The organism is Achromobacter sp. ES-001, assembly GCF_019448355.1.
GTDB classification, from domain to species: Bacteria; Pseudomonadota; Gammaproteobacteria; order Burkholderiales; family Burkholderiaceae_B; genus Achromobacter; species Achromobacter spanius_B.
This window is the reverse complement of record NZ_CP079940.1, coordinates 5,605,950-5,621,550: the sequence shown is the minus strand read 5'-3', so window position 1 is coordinate 5,621,550 and position 15,601 is coordinate 5,605,950. Positions and strand designations below refer to the sequence as shown.

Genomic DNA, 15,601 nt, shown 5'->3' with positions numbered 1-15,601 from the left:
CTGACGTGTTTACGTGCGGAGACCGCCCATGCCCTTTACCGCTACCCTGCGCTGCCTGGCGCCATGCGCGCTAGCCGTTGCCCTGGCCGCCTGCGCCGGCCCGTCCCATCGCGCCGCCGATGGGCAAGACCGCCGCTTCCAACCCGCTTCCGCCTCCGACATCCTGGCCCAGACCAGTTGGGACCTGGCGCGCTGGACCTTGCCGGGCGGCGGCTTGCGGACGATTCCGCATCCCTCGTCGAATTCGCGTCCCCTGACTGTCAGCTTCGTCCATGTACAAGGTGCGCCGCGGGTATCGGGCTTTGCGGGTTGCAACCAATACAACGCGCCCTATACCGTGGCTAACGGCCAACTGATCGTGCAAGCGAATCCGGTCGCCACGATGATGGCGTGCGCGCCGCAGAACATGCAGCTTGAGCAGGACTTCCTGGCCGGCCTGACGCGCATCACCGCGACGTCGCTGGACAACACCAACAACCCGCAGCGCATGACGTGGGTGCTTGCCAGCGGCGACACGCTGGACTTTGGCCGCCGCGTGGACCCGGTGGCGGGCGGGCAAGCCGGGCCGACCAAGCTGGTCTATGTGAATGCCGAGCGCGTGCCCTGCAACGGGGGCGCCGGTCGCGCGCTGTGCTATCAGGTGCGCGACAGCGCCTCGCAGCCGTGGCAGTACTGGTATGGCGACATCACGGGCTTTCAGTTTCAGCCGGGCATCCGTTACCGGCTGCGCGTGGTTGAAGTGACCGACCCGAACCCCCCGCCGGGCGCTTCAACCACGCGCTGGGTGCTGGACGCGGTGATCGAGCAGGAAATCGTCAGCCGTTGATACGGATCAAGCCGGGCGCTGGGCGGCGTGGCCTGCCCGGCGCTCGCGCCTACGGAACGATCCGCCCAGCGTTTACTATTACGGCCTTCGCCCACCGCTTTGCATTGCTTTGCCATGACTGCCGTCGTCAATATCGCCGCCTACAAATTCGTTTCGCTGGATCTCCTGCCCGACCTGCGCGCCCACCTGCTGACCGTGGCTGGCGACTGCGGGCTCAAGGGCACCATCCTGCTGGCCGAAGAAGGCATCAACCTGTTCCTGGCGGGTTCCGCCCAGGGCATCGACAGCTTCCTGCAAACGCTGCGCGCTGATGCGCGCTTTGCAGACCTGGAAGTGAAATTCAGCCATAGCGAAGGCGTGCCGTTTCGCAAGCTGCTGGTCAAGATCAAGCGCGAAATCATTCGCATGGACCACCCCACCATCCGCCCTGAAGCGGGCCGTGCGCCGGGGGTGGACGCCAGGACGCTGGCGCGCTGGCTTAAGCAGGGCGCCGACGATGCCGGCCGCCCTGTCGTCATGCTGGACACGCGCAACGCCTTTGAAGTCGATGAAGGCACGTTCAAGAACGCCATCGATTGGCGCATCGAACGCTTCACGCAGTTTCCGGCCGCCGTACAGGCGCACCGCGCCGAACTGGAAGGCAAGACGGTGGTCAGCTTCTGCACGGGCGGCATCCGCTGCGAAAAAGCCGCCATTTACATGAACGAGGCGGGCATTCCCAACGTGTATCAGCTGGACGGCGGCATCCTGAAGTATTTCGAGGAAACCGGCGGCGTCGGGTATGACGGCAAATGCTTCGTCTTCGACGAACGCCATTCGCTGGACCCGGAGCTGGCGCCCACCCAGCCGTAGCCCTGGCCCGGGCCGTCTGCCAAAGAAAAGCCCGCCATTACCGGCGGGCCTTTTTTGCGTCAGGCGGATGCGCCGATCAACGCACGCGCATGCCGGGCTTGGCGCCGGGGAAGGGCTCCAGCACATAGATGCCGGCGTCCACGGCTTCGTCCGCGTGGCTGGCGGCCAGCACCATGCCTTCGGACACGCCGAACTTCATCTTGCGCGGCGCCAGGTTGGCCACCATGACGGTCAGCTTGCCGATCAGGTCTTCGGGCTTGTAGGCCGACTTGATGCCCGAGAACACGTTGCGGTGGCGGCCTTCGCCCACGTCCAGCGTCAGGCGCAGCAGCTTGGTCGAGCCTTCGACGTGTTCGCAGTTGACGATCTGCGCAATGCGCAGATCCACGCGGGCGAAATCGTCGATGGAAATGGTTTCGGCAACGGGCTCGCCACCGGGCACAACGACGGGGGCGGCGGGCGGTTCGAACAGGTCTTCCAGCATCTGGGGTTCCACGCGTTGCATCAGGTGCTTGAACGGTGCCACGCGCTGCGGCAGCACGGCGGCATCGGCCCAGGTGAACGGCGCTTGGGCGCCAAACAACTCCAGCGCGACGCGCTCGGCCAGCGACGGCAGCACCGGCGCCAGCATCACCGACAACGCCTTGAAGCCGGCCAGCGAACGCGAGCAGATGTCTTGCAACGCGGCCTTTTGCGCGTCGTCGGCGGTGGCCAGGCCCTTGGCCAGCACCCACGGCTGCGCGGTGTCGAACGCCTGGTTGATGCGGTCGGCGTAAGCCATGATCTCGCGAATGGCGCGGTTGTATTCGCGTGCCTCGAAAGCGGCGCGGATCGACTCGGCCTGTTCGGCGTATTCGGCCGACAACGCGGCGGTGTCGCCGGAATAGCCCAGCACGCCGTCAAAGTGCTTGGTGATGAAGCTGGCGGCGCGGCTGGCGATGTTGACGTATTTGCCGACCAGGTCGCTATTGACGCGCGCGATGAAATCTTCGGGGTTGAAGTCCACGTCCTCGACGCGGGCGTTCAACTTGGCGGCGATGTAATAGCGCATCCATTCCGCGTTCATGCCCAGCTCCAGATAGCGCAGCGGCGAAATGCCGGTGCCGCGGCTCTTGGACATTTTTTCACCGCTGACGGTGATGAAACCGTGCACATTGACCGCGTCCGGCGTCTTGCGCCCGGCGAATTTCAGCATGGCGGGCCAGAACAGCGCGTGGAAATACACGATGTCCTTGCCAATAAAGTGCACTTGTTCGGTGGTGCCGTTGGGGTCGAGCAGGGCGTCGAAGTCCAGGCCCTTGACCGCGCAGTACGACTTCAGCGACGCCAGATAGCCCACCGGTGCGTCCAGCCACACGTAGAAGTACTTGCCCGGCGCGTCGGGGATCTCAATGCCGAAGTAGGGGGCATCGCGCGAGATGTCCCAGTCGCCCAGCTTGGCCTCGCCGTCTTCGGCGCCTAGCCATTCCCGCGTCTTGGCCAGCATTTCCGGCTGCAAGTGCTTGCCGCCGTTGGCGTTGGACCCGGTGGTCCATTGCTGCAGGAATTCCACGCAACGGGGATCGGACAACTTGAAGAAAAAGTGGTCGGACGACTTCAGCACCGGCGTCGCGCCGGTCAGCGCCGAATACGGGTTGATGAGTTCGGTGGGCGCGTACACGGCGCCGCACACTTCGCAGGAATCGCCGTATTGGTCCTTGGCGTGGCACTTGGGGCATTCGCCCTTGATGTAGCGGTCGGCCAGGAACATGCCCTTGACCGGGTCGTAGAACTGTTCGATGGAGCGCGTTTCGATCAGGTTCTGTTCGCGCAGCGCGCGGTAGATGTCATGCGACAGCGCGACGTTTTCCGCCGAATCGGTGGAATGCCAGTGGTCGAAACGGATGTGGAAGCCGTTCAGGTACTGCGGGCGTTCAGCGGCATAGCGGGCCACCAGCGCCTGCGGCGTGATGCCCTCTTTTTCGGCCTTCAACATGATCGGCGCGCCGTGCGCGTCGTCGGCACCCACGAAATGCACCGTGTGGCCCGCCATTCGCATCGAACGCACCCAGATATCAGCCTGGATGTATTCCATGATGTGGCCGATGTGGAAGGATCCGTTGGCGTAGGGCAGCGCTGTGGTGACAAATAGGGTGCGAGACATGGTTGTCGACAGAGGGGGAGGGAAAAAGGGTTTGGCGGGCCATTTTAGGACAATGGCGTGGACTTGCCCCGGCGCGGCCCGATAACGACGCAACCCGCCGATCGCGCGGGCGCGATTCAGGCGGGTTGGAATGGGTGGCGGCCGGCAGTCGGTGGCGGTACCCGGCGCGGGCAGTCCGGGCGGTCGTACCGGGCGACGGCAAAGGCAACGGCAAGCTTGCGCCGCACGCGGCGCAAGCGTTTAGGTCATGCCGACGTTAGCGAACTTCGCGAGCTTCGACGTCGATCACATCGCCGCGCGGTTGCGTGGCGAAGGGGGCGGTGGCGGTCTGGAAGGGTCCCGGTCGGGCGCCTTGGCGCTGGCTCCAGTAGGCGCGGACGCCGAAAGGTTTGCCGCGCACCTTGGCGACCACGTAAAGGATCGCCACGGCAAGCGCCGTGGACAGCATGAAGACCAGCGCCATCGCCATACCGATCAAGGCCAGGGCGGCGAAAAGGACGGCACGGAAGAAGCGGATAAGTGTGTTGGTCATGAAGGTCGGATGCAAAACGCAGCGAAAGGTTCCCGCGTATCCGCTATCCTTTAGGGGATGGCGGCCCGCAGAAGCCGCGCTGCCTACGGAACCATAGTGACATGAGTATAACGATAGAAAACATCCGCGCCGCTTTGCGCGCGGCGCGCGACCCCAACACGGGTTTGGACCTGGGCGTTTCTGTAAAAGATCGTGACATCGACCTGACAGGCGGCCGCGTGGCCGTCACCCTGGAATTGGGTTATCCCGCCGACGGCGTGCGGGAACAGGTGGCCGCCGTGGCGGCTGCGGCGCTGGCCCAGGCCGGCGTTCCCGACGCCCGCATCAACATCACCTGGAAGGTTGCGGCCCACGCGGTGCAGAAGGGCTTGAAGCCGCTGCCCAACGTGCGCAACATCATTGCCGTTGCGTCGGGCAAGGGCGGCGTGGGCAAGAGCACCACCGCCGTGAACCTGGCGCTGGCCTTGTCGGCCGAGGGCGCCAAGGTCGGCGTGCTGGACGCCGACATCTATGGACCCAGCGTGCCCACGATGCTGGGCATTTCGGGCCGCCCGGAAAGCCTGGACAACAAAAGCATGGAACCCCTGACGGGCCACGGCTTGCAGGCCAATTCCATCGGCTTCCTGATCGACGCCGATTCCCCCGCCATCTGGCGCGGCCCGATGGTGACGCAGGCGCTGGAACAGTTGCTGCGCCAGACCAATTGGCGCGACCTGGATTACCTGATCGTCGACATGCCTCCCGGCACGGGCGATGTGGCGTTGACGCTGGCGCAGAAGGTGCCGGTGGTGGGCGCCGTCATCGTGACCACGCCGCAGGACATCGCGCTGCTGGACGCCCGCAAGGGCTTGCGCATGTTCCAGAAGGTTGAAGTGCCGATTCTGGGCGTGGTCGAAAACATGGCCATTCACATCTGCTCGCAGTGCGGTCATGCCGAACACATTTTTGGTGAAGGCGGCGGCCAGCGCATGGCCGAGCAGTATCAAACGCCCTGGCTGGGCAGCCTGCCGCTGACGCTTGCCATCCGCGAACAAACCGACGCCGGCAAGCCCACCGTGGTGTCGGATGCCGGTAGCGAAGCCGCCGGGCTTTATCGTGCCATTGCCCGCAAGCTGGCCGCCGGGGTGGCCGCGCTACCGCGTGATATGGCCGGAAAATTCCCGTCTATTGTCGTCCAGCAGCCGACCTGACACATGCAATGGGCAGCCCGCGCCATTCTGGCAGGACTATGCGTGTTTTCAGCCGAGGCGTTGGCCAAGCGGCCGGAAGTCATCGTGGACCCGGGCGGCGTGCCGCCGGCCGCGCTGACGGCCATTACCGAGGCCGTTGATGCCATCGCTCGGCTGGCTGAAGACCAGGACGGGGGCGAAATCAACCGGCTGCGACGCCGTGCGCGCGACGCCACGCTGGCCGCGCTGGCCACGCAGGGTTACTTTTCACCCACGGTAACGCTGGAATCCGGCACCGATATCGGCGGGGAAACCTGGGATATCGGCATCGTGCCGGGCAAGCGCACGACCGTCTCGTCCGTGGACCTGAAGTTCACCGGCCGCATCACGCGTCCGGAATTCGCCCAGCGTGTGCAAAAGCTGCGCGACGACTGGCAGCTCAAGGCCGGACAGCCGTTTATCAATAGTGACTGGAACCGCGCCAAGTCGAACCTGCTGGACGAGATATCGACGCGCGACTTCATGCTGGCGCGCATGACGGCATCGCAGGCGGAAATCATGGCCGACACGGCCACCGCCGCCTTGCAGGTGACCGTGGACAGCGGGCCGCAGGTGCGCATGGGCGAGCTGACCACTGAAGGCCTCAAGCGCGTACCGGACAAGCTGGTGCAGCGCTACGTGCGCTATTCGGTCGGGGCCGCCTACGATCAAAACCGGCTGGATACCTGGCAGCAGGACCTGCAATCCACGGCCTTCTTTCGCGGCGCCTTCGTGTCGTTGGAGCCGCCCGGCAGCACGCCGCCGCAGGCGGCCGACGTGAAATCCGATCGCGCCCGCGCGCCCGGCTCTGCCGATGTGGCCGCCGCCACGCCCGCGGGCGACCCGACCGTGTCGGGCGCGGTGCCGCCGCCGCCGCCCGCCTATGACTCGGATGGCGAAGTGACCTTGCCCGTGCAGGTGCGCGTGGTGGAAGCGCCGCCCAAGCGCTTCACGGCGTCGATCGGCGTGGACGACGAGGCGGGCGTGCGCGTGGAATCGCTATACCGCCAGAACGTGGTCTTCGGCCAACCCGTCACCATGGAAACCGGTTTCAGCGTGGACCGTCTGCGTCAGCGCGCCTACGCCGACTTCCTGCTGCCGCCCACCGAGCGCGGCTACAAGGATTCGTTTGGCGTGCTGGCCGACCATTCCGACATCCAGGGCCTGGATGTAACCCGCTATGCCCTGGGCGCCACGCGCCTGCAAGAGCGCAAGGGCGCGGGCGACAGCCGCGTCGAATATGAAACGCGTTGGGGCCTGCTGCTGGCACAGGACCACGTAAAAATCGACGGCGGCGATGAATATACGTTGCCCACGCTGACCGCCACGGCCGAATGGCTGCGCCGCGACGTCGACAACAAATATGACCCGCGCGAAGGCAACCTGATTGCCGTGGGCGGCGGCGTGGGCGTGACGCTGGACACCGGCGAACCCTATACCCGCGCCCGCCTGCGTGCGCAGAAATGGTGGCCCATCGGCAAGCTGGACGTCCTGACGGTGCGCGGCGAGGTCGGCCGCGTGTGGTCCAGCAGCAAGGTGCAGGTGCCGGACGACTTCGGCTTTCGCACGGGCGGCGCGCGGTCCATACGCGGCTACAAATATCAAAGCATCGGCGTGCAACGCGACAACGCCGTGGTGGGCGCGCCGACGCTGGTTGTAGGTAGCGTCGAATACGACCACTATTTCAACGAACGCTGGGGCATGGGCGTGTTCGTGGACGCGGGCGATGCCGCCGAGTCCTTCGGCGACATGTCCCTGGCGGTGGGCTACGGCGTCGGCGCGCGGGTGCGCACCCCCGCCGGCCCCTTGTTCCTGGACGTGGCCTATGGCCAGCGCGAGCGCGACCTGCGTCTGCACTTTTCGTTGGGGATCGCGTTTTGAAGCTGTTGCGCAAATTCCTGCGGCAGGTGCTGGTGTGGTGGCTGCCGGGTTTGGCGATGCTGCTGTTGCTGGCCGCCGGCTTCCTGTTCTGGATGGTGGGGTCGCAAAGCGGCACGCGGCTGTTGCTGACCACCGCCGCCCAGCAGTTGAACGGCCAGGCGCTGGACGTGAACGGATCGTTGTTGCGCGGCGTGACCGTGGGCAAGCTGGACCTGGACGCGGGCGGCACGCGCGTTGATATCAGCCGGCTACATCTGAATGTGGACTGGCGCGCGCTGGGCCAGCGGCGGCTGCATGTGCGCGACGTGTCGGCGGAATCGGTGCGCGTGGCCTTGGCCCCGTCAGCCGGGGCGCCCGCCACGCCGGACGATAGCGAGCCGTTTTCCTTGCCGTCCCTGCCCGTGGATATTGCCGTGGACCGCCTGGCCCTGGGTGACTTTCAACTGGTGCAGGACGGCCAGCCGTTGCCGGTCACGCTGGGCGACCTTAGCGCGACGTTCGCGGCCGGCAAGCAAGGCGCGCAGCTGCGCATCGCGTCGCTGCGGGTTGGCCACGAGGTGGGCGAGGCGCAGGTGTCGGGCGAAGCGCAGCTGCAAGGCATGGCCGACCCCTGGCCGTTCGCCGCGCGCCTGGATGTGACCGCGCGCGGTTCCGGCCCCGAATCTCCCTTGTGTCAGGCGGACCGATTAGGGGGCGTATTCGCGGCGGGTCCGGCCGCGACGGGCAAGCAAGGGGACACGACGTCGCAAGCCAGGCCCGCCGCCGGCGCCGAACGCACGGCGCAACCGGGCGCGCGGACTGCGCCGCAATCCAGAACCCCGGCGAAACCGCGCGGCAGCGCACCGAGCAACACGCAGGCGAACTCCAAAGCCAATGCGCCGGCGTCCGACGCGAACGTGCAGGCGAACTCCAAAGCCGATGCGCAGGCGAACTCCAAAGCCAATCAGGGCCGCACCAAAGCCGATGCGCGGACGACCACAGCAAGCGCACAGGTAAATCCCAAAGCCAAGGGGGACGCCAATGTGGCCGCCGGGCCGGGCGCGAGCGCCGGCTCCAAAGCCGCTACTTCCGAGATCGCCGGCCCGCCCGCGCCCGCCTGCCAGGTCGTGCTGCGCGCCGATGCGGCGGGGTCGATGGATGGCATCCAGGCCAAGCTGGACGGAGCCGGGTCGGGGATGCTGCTGGACGTGGTGGCCGACCTGGCCCCGCGCACCGCCCTGATCCTGCGCAGCGCCCGCGCCAACGCGCAGCTGCCGGATAAGTCGACCCTGGCCGCCCAGTTCGACCTGCAATCGGGCGCCGGCCAAGTCGCCGGCCGCGACCGCATCACCGGCACAATCAGCGCGCAGCGTTTGGATCTGGCGCCGTGGTTGGGCAAGGACGTGCCCCCGGCAGTCCTGACGGTGCGCGGCGACGTGCAGGCCGACATTGAAAACCTGAGCCAGTTGCGCCATGCCGCCATTGACCTGCGTTTCGAAGAGGGCACCCGCTGGAACAAGCAGCCGCTGACGGGCGGCGTGAAAGCGCAAGTGGACATCGCCGCAACCGAGCCCGGATCGGCACCGGCCGCGGCACCGGCAACAGCGACGGCGCCGGCACCCGCAACGGCACCCGCAACGGCACCTGCACCGACACCCGCAACGGCACCCGCACCGGCACCCGCACCGGCACCCGCACCGGCACCCGCACCAGCGGGCTCCACAACAGCGCCAACGACCGCACCCACCGCCTCCTCCGACCCGCTGTCCGGACTGCGCATTCACGGCCTGGACGTGGACTTGAAGCTGGGTCGCAACCGCATCCGCGCATCGGGCGAGATGGACGCCACCGACGGCGCGCTGGTTTTGGACGCGCAGGCGCCGCAGCTGGACGCCTTCTGGCCCGGCATCCCGGGCGGCGCCGAGCTCAAGGGCAAGCTGGCCGGCAATATCGCGGCGCATCGCGGCGAGCTGAACGCCGGTTACACCCCCGCCAAGCCCCGCGCGGGCGTGCTGGGCGAAGCGCCGGCCAAAGCCAATATCGTCTTTGCCGGCGGCTGGGGCAAGGGCCCCGCGGGCCAGCCCGACGCGGCGCTGGTGGGCTGGCGCGGCACCTTTTCCAAGCTGACGGCCGATAGCGCCGGGTTCATCGTGGCGGCAGACCGGCCGGTCTCTTTGGCCTATCTGCCGTCGGCCGTGCACCCGCAATGGCAGTGGCAGGTGGGCCAGACCGTTCTCAGCGTGACGCTGCCGGGCAAGGAACGCCTGACCTTGGCGCACCAAGGCTCGCGCGGCGGTGGCAAGCGCTGGGAAACCGCCGGCCAGGCCGACAACCTGGTCATCACGGCCGTCATGGCCCGCCAGGTGATTGGCGCGCTGGACCCCGAGGCCGCCGCCAAGCTGGGCAAGGGCCCCTCGCGCGTAAACGCCATGGTGCCCGAGGGCCAGCGCCGCATCGCCCTGGACCTGCTTTGGGACTTGAAATTTGACGGCCGCCTGGCGGGCAAGGCGCGCATTGCCCGCCGTGAAGGCGACCTGCTGATCCCGGGCGACCCGCCCGTCCCCCTGGGATTGAAGGCACTTGTGCTGGACCTGACGGCCACGCCCACGTCGCCCAACGCCAGCCGCCTGGACGCCAGAATCGACCTGGCTACCGCCAAGATGGGCACCGTGAACGGCACCGGCACCGCCGTGCTGCGCGTGGACGCCAAGGGCGGCATGGCGCTGGACGAGCGCCAGCCGCTGCGTGCCAAGCTGGACGCCGACATTGCCGATCTGGCCTGGGTCGGCCTGTTTGTGGGCGATTCGATGGAAGTGGGCGGCGCCGTCAAGGCCAACGTCGAGGTGCAAGGCACCTTGGCCGGAAAATGGTCGGCCACGGGCAACATCCGGGGCGACAAGCTGCGCCTGGTCCGCATTGACGACGGCGTGCGCCTGGTGGACGGCACGCTGTCGGCGCGGCTGGACGGCCAGCGGCTGGTGCTGGACAGCCTGCGCTTTCCGGCATCGCTGCGCGTGATGCCGGCCGAATGGCGCACCAAGGAATGGATCACGACCAACCCCGAGGCCAAGGGCGGCTACGCCGAGGCGCGCGGGCAGTGGAACATCATGGACGGCGGTGGCGACATCAAGCTGACGCTGTACCGCTTTCCGGCCTTGCAGCGCTCGGACCGCTACGCCATGGTTTCCGGCACGGTCACGCTGACGGCCGCCATGCCGCGCATCGACATCGTGGGTGACCTCAAGGCTGACGCCGGGTGGTTCAGCCTGGAAATCCTGCAGGGCGTGCCGTCGCTGGATGACGACGTCAAAGTCATTCATCCGGGCCAGGATCGCGCCACGGTGTCCACGCCGCTGCAAACCAGCATGAACCTGAAGTTCGACATGGGGCCGCGTTTCTACATTACGGGCATGGGGCTGGACGCCGGGCTGCTGGGCTCCATCCAGATTCTGCTCAATGACGGCCGGCTGACCGGCGTGGGCGCGTTGCGCACGCGGGGCGGCGGCATCGAGGCCTATGGCCAGAAGCTGCGTCTCAGCCGGGGCACGCTGACGTTCCAGGGCCGGCTGGACAACCCGCTGCTGGACATCGAAGCCCTGCGCACGGGCGAACAGGTCGAGGCCGGCGTCAAGGTGGTCGGCACCGCGCAGCGCCCGCGTATCGACCTGGTGTCCTACCCGGACGTCAGCGATGTCGAAAAGCTGTCCTGGCTGCTGCTGGGGCGCGGACCCGACGAAAGCGGCAGCGACGCGGCCTTGCTGGTGTCGGTGGGCACCGCGCTGCTGGGCGGCGGCCAGCCGTTCTACAAGCAGTTCGGGCTGGACGATGTCAGCGTGCGCACCGGCAATATCGGCAGTTCGGGCAGCATCCTGCCCGACCGCACGGTGGCCGGCGACGTAAACCGGGACAGTGACAGCCAGCTGGCAACCCAGTTCCTGGTGGCCAGCAAGTCTTTCGCCAACGGCATCACGCTAAGCGTGGAGCAGGCGCTGGCCGGCAGCGACACCGTGGGCCGGGCCAGTTACCGTCTGGCGCGCGGGCTTTCCGTGGACTTGAAGGGCGGGTCGGTCAACGGCATCGCGCTGGTGTACCGGACGTTCTGGGGGAACTGAGTAAAATGACGGCCACTTCACCCCTTTAGCACCATTCCCACCATGAGCATCAAAAGCGACCGCTGGATCCGCCGCCAGGCCGACGCCGGCATGATCGAACCCTTTGAACCGGGCCAGGTCCGCACGGCCAATGGCGGGCGCATCGTCAGCTACGGCACCAGCAGCTACGGCTACGACGTGCGCTGCGCCGATGAATTCAAGATTTTCACGAACATCAATTCCACCATCGTCGACCCGAAAAACTTCGACGAAGGCTCGTTCGTGGACTTCAAGGGTGATGTTTGCATCATCCCGCCGAACTCGTTCGCCCTGGCCCGCACGGTGGAATACTTCCGTATTCCGCGCAGCGTCCTGACCATCTGCCTGGGCAAAAGCACCTACGCGCGCTGCGGCATCATCGTCAACGTGACGCCGCTGGAACCCGAATGGGAAGGCCACGTCACGCTGGAATTCTCGAACACCACGCCGCTGCCCGCCAAAATCTACGCCGGCGAAGGCTGCGCGCAGATGCTGTTCCTGGAAAGCGACGAAGTGTGCGAGACCTCGTACGCCGACCGTGGCGGCAAATACCAGGGCCAACGCGGCGTGACGCTGCCGCGCACCTGATCGGGGGGCGCTGGCGGCTTAGCCCGCGTGCCCCGGCGCCGGGCGCAGGTAGTTGATATCCCATTCCGACTCGGCCGTCTGCACAAACCCGTGCCGGCGATAAAACCGGTTCGAATCGCTGCCCCGCAGCGCGCCCACACTGACCGGCAGCCCCTGGCTGTCGGCGTCATCCAGAACCCTTTGCAGGACGCGGCCGCCCAGGCCCTGTCCCTGCGCGGTGGCCACCAGGTACAGGTGGTCCAGCCGCAGGCCCTGGCCGTCCGGCCGCAGGGCATAGAACCCCACCCGTTTTCCGGCATGTTCGATCCACCAAGTGCAATCCGGGTGGAAATTGGCGCGCAGCCGTTCCCGGGCACGCGCCGGGTCGAATCTGCCCACTCGTTCCAGGCTGTCGCGCATGGCCTGCACGCGGATGTCGGCCAGCGCATCGAAGTCGGATGCCGAGACGGGCAGGGTGCGCACCTGATCGCTCGTGATTTCGTCATAGCCGCGTCCCAAGAATTGCAGGATGCAGACGCCGTGGCCATACGGGTCGCTAAGGTGTGCGATGCGGCCCCAGGCGTGAGTGGCAGCGGGGCCTTCCAGGATGGCGCCGGCGGCGACGGCCTGATCGACGGCCCGGTCCACGTCGGGCACGACGACGTCCAGGTGCACGGGCGTCCAATGGCGGGCGTAATCGCGCGATGGCGCCGCCGCGCCCGCGGCACCCGACGCACCCGCCGCACTGGTGCCAGCCGCCTTTTCCAGCAGATAGATGGGGGCGTTGGCGCCCAGCATTTCAGCCGCTTTCGGCCCCAGGCGCCGGTGCAGCGTCAGCCCGAAGGCGCGTTCGTAGAAGACGATGGCGTGTTCAAGATCGGGCACATCGATATTCACAAGCAGCTGCATGGCGGCATTCCTTCGGCGGGGATGAAAACATATCACGCGCGCCAGGGGCCGGCGACACAGCGGTAACCGCGCTAAAGAACCCCCGCCGGCGACCGTAAAAAGGATATATATGTTTGCCGATTTGGCGACGTCATCTCTGCAAGCGAGCAAGGCCCCCACCGTGCGTTACCCCCATATCCCCTGGCTGCCCCTGTTGTTCTACCCCGCGTTGCCAGTGGCCGCCGCGGTAGGCCTGATGCTGTGGCGCGAGTGGCCGCCCGCGCTGACCTTGATCGTGCCGTTCGTGCCGTGGGTGATGGCGCTGATCGGCGCGGCCATCTGTTTGATGTATCAGCGTTCGCAAACGATGGCGCTGATGCTGTGCGTGCTGGCAGCCACGGCGGTATGGCCGACGCTGGCGCGCGAGGCGCCATGGGCGTTGGGCCCCGCGCTGGCGTGGTGGGCCATTGCCTACACCATCAATGCGCTGTGGGCCGAACGATCCAGCATGCTGTTGGACCTGACGCTGCGCATCGGCCTGATTGCCGTCGGCATGGCCGGCATTGCGCTGGTCGGCAAAGAAGGGCTGGTGGAAGTGTTTGGCACGCTTGCCCTGCAAGGCAAGCTGGCGCGGCTTGGCGTGCCGGTCGAGGCGCTGGTGGCGTTGCTGGGCACCGGCCTGACGCTGACCCTGTTGCTGCTGCGCTATGGCCGCCCGCAACAGGCCGGACAATGGCTGGGGTTTGTGTGCATGGCGTGGGCATTGCCGCGCGGCGCGCAGCATCCGATCGAACTGGCCCTGATGTCCGCCGCCGCGCTGACGGCGCTGTGCATTTCACTGGCCCACGAAGGCTTTCACATGGCGTTTCGCGACGAGCTGACCGGCTTGCCGGGCCGGCGCGCGCTGAACGAACGCCTGCAACGCATGGGCCGCGTCTACACGCTGGCGATGGCCGACGTGGACCATTTCAAGGCATTCAACGATACGCACGGGCACGACGTGGGCGACCAGGTGCTGCGCATGGTGGCGTCGCAGCTGCGGCGCGTGCCGGGCGGTGGGCAGGCGTATCGCTACGGCGGCGAAGAATTCACGTTGGTGTTTCCGGGCAAGACGGCGGCGGAAAGCCTGCCGCACCTGGAAGCGGTGCGCCGCGCAATCGAGGCCTACCAGATGCGCCTGCGCGACAAGCCCGCGCGACCCAAGGCAGATCAACTGGGCCAGCGCCGGCGCGGTGCGCGCGGTGCGCGCAACCCGCGTCCGCTGCGGGTAACGGTAAGCATCGGCGTGGCGGAGCGGGGCGACGCGCTGCGTGCGCCGGACGCGGTCATCAAGGCGGCCGACCAGGCGCTGTACAAAGCCAAGGACGGTGGCCGCAATCAGGTGTGCGCCTACGGCACGCGGCGGCGCGGGGCGGCGGCGTAGGGCGCTCCGCCCGCTTTGTCGTTTACTTTTCCGCTAGCGGCAGCGCCATCAGCGTTTCGTCGTAAAGCTGGTCATTGACGCATAGCGCCTCGCGCTCGCGCCCGTATTCCACGAAGCCCAGGCCGGCATACAAGGCGGCGGCCGACGTGTTGTTGGACGTGACGCTTAGCTGCACCTGACGAATGCCGCGCATGGTGCGGGCATGCGCGATGGCGGCCTGCAACAGCAACCGCCCCAGCCCGCGGCCACGGTGTTCGGGCGCCACGTAGACGCTCCAGATATGCGCCTTGTGCCGCATCTTCAACTTGCGCTGGCGGCCCACGCCGATGATGCCCACCAGGTCATCACCCATGAACACCCCGAACATCGCGCTGTCGTCCTGCGGCGTCACCCAGCCTTTGATGTCGTCCAGTGTCAGCGTGTGTTCCTCTTCGTAACTCGATCCGAACGATTCCGGCGTTTCAACCAGGGCGTCCAGGCGCAAACGTCGTAGTGACGGGGCGTCAAGGGCGGTCAGGCGTCTGACTAGCGGTGCGGTCATGGGCGGCAAGTGTTGGGAATAGGAAACGTTGAGGGGTTTCCCGCCGATTATAGGTAACACGCTTGCCTATAATGGCCCTATTGCCGCTTGCGGTTTTCACAAAGGAGCCAACGATGTTCGGTTTCCTCAAGACAAACCAGGAAGCCACCCTTGATGAAGTGCAGGACGCATTTGTCGAACGGGTGGCAGACGCCGCGCAAGACTTTGTACAAGCCGCCGAATCCACCGGCGCCATATTGGACTACTCCCTGTCCAGCATCCACGCGCTGGATACCGCGCTGGAAGCCGCCCACCTGGGCACCTTGCCGCTTACCCCCATGCAAACCGTTGGCGCCGCCGCCTACCTCTACGAGGTTGGACGCCGGGCGCACGGCGGGCTGTACGAGGTCTGCGACGACGAAGACCCGGTCGTGCTTGTCTGTGGCGAACCCGGGGCCGAAGTCTGCTTTGGCGCCATCGCCAAGGTAGAACGCCGGATCCGGGACGGGGCCACCGAGTCCATCCCCGCCTACTTCGAGCAGTTCACCTTGGCATTGGAAGCTGGCGAAGCCCGCACCATCCGCTAGGTTTGCTCCGTGCCGCCGTTGCTGTCGCTGTGCTGAAAGCCCGGCTTTTGGCGCGATGACAACGG

Annotated in this window: 12 protein-coding genes; 8 read left to right on the top strand and 4 right to left on the bottom strand. The window is 66.7% G+C overall.

Going from position 1 to position 15,601, the window contains the following annotated elements:
• Positions 1-28 precede the first annotated feature (28 nt).
• Together KYT87_RS25470 and KYT87_RS25465 are read left to right on the top strand one after the other, a co-directional pair.
• A complete protein-coding gene (locus KYT87_RS25470; protein ID WP_046805113.1) occupies positions 29-826 on the top strand; it encodes an META and DUF4377 domain-containing protein in 798 nt (265 codons plus the stop codon).
• A 114-nt stretch (positions 827-940) separates the two neighbouring features.
• Positions 941-1,678 carry a sulfurtransferase gene (locus KYT87_RS25465; RefSeq protein WP_219991148.1) on the top strand — a complete coding sequence of 246 codons (738 nt, stop codon included), beginning with the start codon at positions 941-943 and terminating at the stop codon, positions 1,676-1,678.
• Between the two features lie 76 nt (positions 1,679-1,754).
• On the opposite strand, the gene metG is transcribed toward KYT87_RS25465, so the two are convergent.
• Together metG and KYT87_RS25455 are read right to left on the bottom strand one after the other, a co-directional pair.
• Positions 1,755-3,821: a methionine--tRNA ligase gene (gene metG, locus KYT87_RS25460; RefSeq protein ID WP_104141912.1), complete on the bottom strand. Its 2,067-nt coding sequence runs from the start codon at positions 3,819-3,821 to the stop codon at positions 1,755-1,757.
• 256 nt (positions 3,822-4,077) lie between these two features.
• A complete protein-coding gene (locus KYT87_RS25455; RefSeq protein WP_006221752.1) occupies positions 4,078-4,353 on the bottom strand; it encodes a hypothetical protein in 276 nt (91 codons plus the stop codon).
• A gap of 101 nt (positions 4,354-4,454) precedes the next feature.
• Between KYT87_RS25455 and apbC the strand changes: the two genes are divergently transcribed.
• From apbC to dcd, 4 genes are read left to right on the top strand one after another with little or no spacing between them, the layout of a single operon-like run.
• On the top strand, positions 4,455-5,543 hold the full coding sequence (apbC, locus tag KYT87_RS25450; protein ID WP_120157003.1) for an iron-sulfur cluster carrier protein ApbC: 1,089 nt from the start codon (positions 4,455-4,457) through the stop codon (positions 5,541-5,543).
• Between the two features lie 3 nt (positions 5,544-5,546).
• Complete coding sequence (locus tag KYT87_RS25445; protein WP_104141915.1) at positions 5,547-7,442, top strand: autotransporter assembly complex family protein; 1,896 nt, start codon at positions 5,547-5,549, stop codon at positions 7,440-7,442.
• Entirely contained in the window at positions 7,439-11,533 is a 4,095-nt protein-coding gene (locus tag KYT87_RS25440; protein WP_255593544.1) for a translocation/assembly module TamB domain-containing protein, read from the top strand. Before KYT87_RS25445 ends, KYT87_RS25440 begins: the two co-directional genes overlap by 4 nt.
• A 42-nt stretch (positions 11,534-11,575) precedes the next feature.
• Positions 11,576-12,139 (top strand): dCTP deaminase, encoded by a 564-nt coding sequence (gene dcd / locus KYT87_RS25435; RefSeq protein ID WP_006221748.1) that lies wholly within the window; start codon positions 11,576-11,578, stop codon positions 12,137-12,139.
• Positions 12,140-12,157: 18 nt separating this feature from the next.
• Here dcd and KYT87_RS25430 read toward each other — a convergent pair whose 3' ends face one another.
• Positions 12,158-13,027 (bottom strand): GNAT family N-acetyltransferase, encoded by an 870-nt coding sequence (locus KYT87_RS25430; protein WP_219991147.1) that lies wholly within the window; start codon positions 13,025-13,027, stop codon positions 12,158-12,160.
• A gap of 109 nt (positions 13,028-13,136) precedes the next feature.
• Here KYT87_RS25430 and KYT87_RS25425 point away from each other — a divergent pair, with 109 nt between their 5' ends.
• Positions 13,137-14,429: a diguanylate cyclase gene (locus tag KYT87_RS25425; RefSeq protein ID WP_255593543.1), complete on the top strand. Its 1,293-nt coding sequence runs from the start codon at positions 13,137-13,139 to the stop codon at positions 14,427-14,429.
• A 22-nt stretch (positions 14,430-14,451) separates the two neighbouring features.
• Here the strand turns inward: KYT87_RS25425 and KYT87_RS25420 are convergent, their stop codons facing one another.
• Positions 14,452-14,970, bottom strand: coding sequence for a GNAT family N-acetyltransferase (locus KYT87_RS25420; RefSeq protein WP_219991146.1), 519 nt, complete (start codon positions 14,968-14,970; stop codon positions 14,452-14,454).
• A gap of 113 nt (positions 14,971-15,083) precedes the next feature.
• Between KYT87_RS25420 and KYT87_RS25415 the strand changes: the two genes are divergently transcribed.
• Positions 15,084-15,536, top strand: a complete 453-nt coding sequence (locus tag KYT87_RS25415) for a hypothetical protein (protein WP_046805108.1) — start codon at positions 15,084-15,086, stop codon at positions 15,534-15,536.
• The last annotated feature ends 65 nt before the right edge of the window (positions 15,537-15,601 follow it).

Coding starts and splice junctions, on each gene's coding strand:
- KYT87_RS25470 (WP_046805113.1), top strand. CDS start 29: ATGCCCTTTACCGCTACCCTGCGCTGCCTGGCGCCATGCGCGCTAGCC.
- KYT87_RS25465 (WP_219991148.1), top strand. CDS start 941: ATGACTGCCGTCGTCAATATCGCCGCCTACAAATTCGTTTCGCTGGAT.
- metG (WP_104141912.1), bottom strand. CDS start 3,821: ATGTCTCGCACCCTATTTGTCACCACAGCGCTGCCCTACGCCAACGGA.
- KYT87_RS25455 (WP_006221752.1), bottom strand. CDS start 4,353: ATGACCAACACACTTATCCGCTTCTTCCGTGCCGTCCTTTTCGCCGCC.
- apbC (WP_120157003.1), top strand. CDS start 4,455: ATGAGTATAACGATAGAAAACATCCGCGCCGCTTTGCGCGCGGCGCGC.
- KYT87_RS25445 (WP_104141915.1), top strand. CDS start 5,547: ATGCAATGGGCAGCCCGCGCCATTCTGGCAGGACTATGCGTGTTTTCA.
- dcd (WP_006221748.1), top strand. CDS start 11,576: ATGAGCATCAAAAGCGACCGCTGGATCCGCCGCCAGGCCGACGCCGGC.
- KYT87_RS25430 (WP_219991147.1), bottom strand. CDS start 13,027: ATGCAGCTGCTTGTGAATATCGATGTGCCCGATCTTGAACACGCCATC.
- KYT87_RS25425 (WP_255593543.1), top strand. CDS start 13,137: ATGTTTGCCGATTTGGCGACGTCATCTCTGCAAGCGAGCAAGGCCCCC.
- KYT87_RS25420 (WP_219991146.1), bottom strand. CDS start 14,970: ATGACCGCACCGCTAGTCAGACGCCTGACCGCCCTTGACGCCCCGTCA.
- KYT87_RS25415 (WP_046805108.1), top strand. CDS start 15,084: ATGTTCGGTTTCCTCAAGACAAACCAGGAAGCCACCCTTGATGAAGTG.